Annotated in this window: 6 protein-coding genes and 1 pseudogene; 5 read left to right on the plus strand and 2 right to left on the minus strand. The window is 73.5% G+C overall.

The window, feature by feature from the left end; genetic code table 11:
• From C1I98_RS35780 to C1I98_RS35790, 3 genes are all read left to right on the plus strand, one after another.
• The coding region (locus C1I98_RS35780) for a LysR family substrate-binding domain-containing protein (protein ID WP_199537476.1) at positions 1-419 on the plus strand (419 nt) is incomplete at its 5' end.
• 27 nt (positions 420-446) lie between these two features.
• A complete protein-coding gene (locus C1I98_RS35785) occupies positions 447-908 on the plus strand; it encodes a hypothetical protein (RefSeq protein ID WP_111171727.1) in 462 nt (153 codons plus the stop codon).
• A 25-nt stretch (positions 909-933) separates the two neighbouring features.
• Entirely contained in the window at positions 934-1,524 is a 591-nt protein-coding gene (locus C1I98_RS35790; protein ID WP_158558322.1) for a TetR/AcrR family transcriptional regulator, read from the plus strand.
• On the opposite strand, the gene C1I98_RS35795 is transcribed toward C1I98_RS35790, so the two are convergent.
• The gene (locus tag C1I98_RS35795) at positions 1,521-2,486 is read right to left on the minus strand and encodes an AF_0692 family protein (protein ID WP_111171729.1); all 966 of its coding nucleotides are present in this window, start codon (positions 2,484-2,486) and stop codon (positions 1,521-1,523) included. The two genes, C1I98_RS35790 and C1I98_RS35795, sit on opposite strands and share 4 nt — an antisense overlap.
• Positions 2,487-2,597: 111 nt before the next feature.
• Here C1I98_RS35795 and C1I98_RS35800 point away from each other — a divergent pair, with 111 nt between their 5' ends.
• Positions 2,598-3,212 carry a TetR/AcrR family transcriptional regulator gene (locus C1I98_RS35800; protein WP_111171730.1) on the plus strand — a complete coding sequence of 205 codons (615 nt, stop codon included), beginning with the start codon at positions 2,598-2,600 and terminating at the stop codon, positions 3,210-3,212.
• Between the two features lie 18 nt (positions 3,213-3,230).
• Here C1I98_RS35800 and C1I98_RS35805 read toward each other — a convergent pair whose 3' ends face one another.
• Positions 3,231-4,118, minus strand: coding sequence for an iron-sulfur binding domain-containing protein (locus C1I98_RS35805; RefSeq protein ID WP_111171731.1), 888 nt, complete (start codon positions 4,116-4,118; stop codon positions 3,231-3,233).
• A 118-nt stretch (positions 4,119-4,236) separates the two neighbouring features.
• Between C1I98_RS35805 and C1I98_RS40915 the strand changes: the two are divergent.
• Positions 4,237-4,539 (plus strand): annotated as a pseudogene (locus C1I98_RS40915) (hypothetical protein); the annotation flags it as partial.

A 4,539-nucleotide genomic window follows, 5' to 3' on the forward strand; every position in this document is an offset into this window, starting at 1 on the left:
CCGGGGCCGTCCTCGCGCGCCAACAGCACGGACGGCGCGCCGGCCAGCCCGCCCACGGCCACCCGGCGCGGCCGGGCGAGGGGGTGGGCGGGCTGGCCGGCGAGCCGTTCGTGCTGTTGCCGCGCGAGCACGGCCCCGGATTTCACGATCGGCTGGTGGCGGTCTGCCGGGAGGCCGGGTTCGAGCCGCGCGTGGTGCAGCGGGCGGTGGAGTGGCAGACGGTGTCCGGGCTGGTCGCGGCCGGGGTCGGGGTCGGCATCGCGCCGGCGTCGGCGGCCCATGTGCGCCCGCCCGGGGTGGTCTATCGCCCGCTCGCGGGCACGCCGCGTACGGCGGTGGCGCTGGCCTGGCGGGACGGCGACCGCACGCCCCTGACGGCCCGCTTTCTGGATGCGGTACGTGATCACGTTTTGTATTGACACGACTGTGTTAGTAACGTCGGGTGAGTGACCTTCCCCGTACCTGAACCTCCGGAACCACGCCTGCTGGCCCGCCTCCTCGTGGTCTACATCGTCGTGTTCGTCGCGCTGCCGGTGCAGATGCTCCTCAACGGCGACGCCGTGGCCCGATCGATCATGCGCAACAACCCGTCGCTGGACCCCGCCCACCTGGACTTCGCCGTCGCCGGCGCGCACATCTACTCCGGCGGCCTGCACGCCCTCGACATCGCCCTCACCCTCTGGCTCGTCCTGAAACCACGCAAAGGACGCACCTGGGCGCGTATCGCCTTCACCGGCTACCTGGTGTTCGCCTCGCTCGCCAGCCTCGTCTCGGCCGCCGCCGGCAGCGAGTACCTCTGGGCGGTGATCGCCTCCGACGTGCTGCACATCGTGATGTTCGCGCTGCTCTGGTGGCCGAAGCGGGTCCGGGCGTACTTCGCGGCGGCCCGGTCCGGGGCGCGGGCGTGATGGCCTGGGCGTGCTAAGAACGAACGTGCCCAGACTCATCGACCACAACGAACGCCGCGAACTGCTCGCCGAGGCGACCTGGCGGGTGATCGTCCGGGACGGCGTGGCCGGCGCGTCCGTGCGTACGATCGCCGCCGAAGCCGGGCAGTCCACCGGGTCCCTGCGCCATATCTTCCCCACCCACGCGGAGCTGCTGGCGTTCGCGCTGAAGCTGGTCATCGAGCGGGCCACGGCGCGCGTCGCGGCGCTGCCGCCGAGGCCCACCGCCGTGGAGACGGTGCAGGAGGTGGCCGCCGAACTGCTGCCGCTGGACCGCGACCGCCGCGCCGAGATGGAGGTCTACCTGGCGCTCTTCACCGCCGCCAACGCCGACCCGAAGCTGCGCGTGCCCCGCGACGAGGCGCACCTGCGGATGCGCGAGGGCGCCCGCTGGATGATCGCCCAACTGGACAACGGCGCCGACCTGGCCCCGGGCACGGACCGCGAGCTGGAGGCCGCCCGCCTGCACGCGCTCATCGACGGCCTGGCCGCCCACCTGATCTACGAGGGGGCCGCCGCCGACCCCTCCTGGGCCCGGCGGGTCCTCGCCCGGCACATCGGCTCCCTCGCGGGTTAACGCACCAGCCGCAGGGCCAGCAGGCCGAGCAGGAGCACCGTGACGGCGGCGAAGACGATCTGGGCCACGCTGTCCGGGGTGGTCCTGGCGAAGACCACGCTGCCGAACAGGGTGTGACTCACCAGCGCGCCGCCCGCCAGCCAGATGGTGTGCGTCGCGGTCCAGCCCTGGGCGGCGGACCAGCGTGCGGCGAGCCCGCCCGCCGTACCGGCCAGCGCGGCGGCCAGCGCCATGGGCACGAGCACCCACAGGCCCTCGCCGACGGCGGGCGGCGTGCCCGAAGGGATCAGCAGGGCCAGGAACCCTCCGGTGGCGAGCGCGGCGAGCAGCCCCGCGACGTACGGCTGTGGCGCCCGCGGCCCCGAGGCGCGGACCGTACGGCTGGGAAGCACCTTGAGGGCCAGTACGGCGAGCACGCACCCCAGCGCGATGATGCCGATCAGGACCGCCGCCGGGGCCTGGTACCCCGGGTCCATGTACGGCGGGATGAGCACCCGGACCATCGCCACACCGAGCACCGCGACGATCGCCGTCCCGATCAGGCCGCCCCGGCGCAGGTAGGGGCGGTGGCGGTGGGCGGGATGGATCAGGTCGGTCAGGGCGATCGGGATCAGCACGCTGAAGACGACGTGGTACCCCGCCTGCGCCTCCCAGTAGGCGGTGTTGAGGCCGAGTACGCGTGGCCCCCACTCGGCCGCCTGGTACAGGTTCGGGCTGGACAGCGCCTGGAGGCCGATGCCGTCCTCGGCCAGCTCGTAGACCAGGCCCAGCAGGATCAGGCTCGGCAGACCGCCGCCGACGCGGCGGACCGCCTCCCTGATCAGCAGCACGCCCGCGCCGTACATCGGCACCAGCAGCGGCAACAGCCACAGCGCCTCCAGTGACACCGCGCCGCCTGTCAGCTCCGCGCACACCGGGGCCAGCACGACCAGGGTCAGCGCGGCGCGCCGGGCTCCTCGCATGGCAGGTCCTCTCGTGTTACTCAGTCGAGTAAAAGTTACCTAGAATGAGTAACAGGAAGCAAGCGGGCCCCGGATTGCGCTGGTCAGGGCCACGCCGTTAGCGTTCTGGCGATGACATCGGCCGAGCGCACCTTCACCGCGGCGGCGCGGCGGACGCAGATCGTCGCCGCGACCATCGGCGCGCTCGCCGAGCTGGGCTACGGCCAGACCACCTTCAAGCGCATCGCCGAACGCGCCGGCCTGAGCAGCACCCGGCTGATCTCCTACCACTTCGCCGGCAAGGCCGAGCTGATGGGCGCCGTGGTGGCCGAGGTCTACGGCACGATGGACCGGTTCATGGCCGAGCGGATGACCGGCCTGCCGGACTCACGGGCGCGGCTGCGGGCGTACATCGCGGCGGCGGTCGAGTTCATCGCGGCGCACCGGCCGCAGATGGCGGCGCTGATGACGATCTTCATGAACCACCGCGAGCCCGAGGGCGGCGGGCGTTCCTACGAACCGGGCGACGACCGCGTCGTGATCGGGCGGGTCGAGAGCATTCTCCGCCAGGGGCAGGCCGACGGCGAGTTCCGGGACTTCGACCCGTTCATCATGGCGGCGACGATCCAGCGCAGCCTGGACGGCCTGCCGTACCTGCTCCAGACCAGGCCGGACCTCGACCTCGCCCACTACACCCGCGAACTGCTGACGCTCTTCGACCTGAGCACCCGCGCCACGCCGGACTGAACGCCCACTCGTCACTCGTCACTCGGAGACGACGGCCAGCGGCAGGCGGTAGGTGCCGTCGGTGAGGGCCTCGGCCAGGCCGTCGTGGACCAGGCCGTCGAGGGCGCGTTCGCGCTGGACGGGGTCGGACCACACGGCGTCCAGGGCGGCCTTGGGCACCGGATCGTGCGAGCCGCGCAGTACGGCGAGCAGCCGGCCCCGGCACTGCCGGTCGGTGCCCGCGTAGGCCTGGCCCTTGCGCGCCGGGCCGTCGTGCGGCGGGCGGCCGGCGAGCCGCCACCGGCACAGCGCGGCGATCGGGCAGTCCGCGCAGCGCGGCGCGCGGGCCGTGCAGACCAGCGCGCCCAGCTCCATGACGGCGACGCCCCAGGTGGAGGCGTCCACCGTGGGGAGCAGGCGGGTGGCGAGGGCGCGTTCGGCGGCGGTGGTGGCCTTGGGCGGGTACTCCTCGCCGCGCACCGCGCGGGCGAGGACGCGCCGCACGTTGGTGTCCAGTACGGCGTGCCGGCCGCCGAAGGCGAAGCTGGCCACGGCGGCGGCGGTGTACTCGCCGATGCCGGGCAGCGCGCGCAGCGTGTCGTGGTCGGCGGGCACCTCGCCGCCGTGGTCGGCGGTGATGGCGCGGGCGCAGGCGTGCAGGTTGAGGGCGCGGCGCGGGTAACCGAGCCGGCCCCAGGCGCGTACCGCCTCGCCGGGCGGCTCGGCGGCCAGGTCGCGCGGGGCGGGCCAGCGGGCCAGCCACTGCGCCCAGACCGGCAGCACGCGGGCCACCGGGGTCTGCTGGAGCATGATCTCGCTGACCAGGACGCCCCAGGGGGTCGCGTCCGCACGCCGCCAGGGCAGGTCGCGGGCGTGCGTCCCGTACCAGTCCAGCAACGGCTCACGCAGGGGATTGGACTCGGCCACCTGTCGAACCTAGCGCAGCCCCCTGGACCAGAAGCCCGGGTTGTGCGGGATTGCCGTTGAAACGCCTGCTCAACGCCCAGGTTATCGCCGACCGGCAAGGATTCCGCATACTGTGTGTATGGATCCGGACGCGTTCCGCGACGATCTCCGTGGGGTGGATCCCGAGATTTACTGGCGCCGCAGGATGGCGCTGCTCGTCGCCATGCTCATCATCGTCGCCGTGGTGGCCTGGGCCTGTTCCAGGACATCCGATGCGCACCGGCCGCGGGCCGCGCCGGTCGCGCGGGCCACGCCCACCGGCCCGGACCCGCTGGCGGCGCTCCAGGCCAGCCCGCGGCCGGGGCCGTACGCGACCCCGGGCGCACGCAAGGACCCCACGCCGCGGACCTCCCCGACCCCCGCTCCCACGCTGTCATCGAAC

This window comes from Spongiactinospora gelatinilytica (genome assembly GCF_003236385.1).
In the GTDB taxonomy this organism is placed as follows: domain Bacteria; phylum Actinomycetota; class Actinomycetes; order Streptosporangiales; family Streptosporangiaceae; genus Spongiactinospora; species Spongiactinospora gelatinilytica.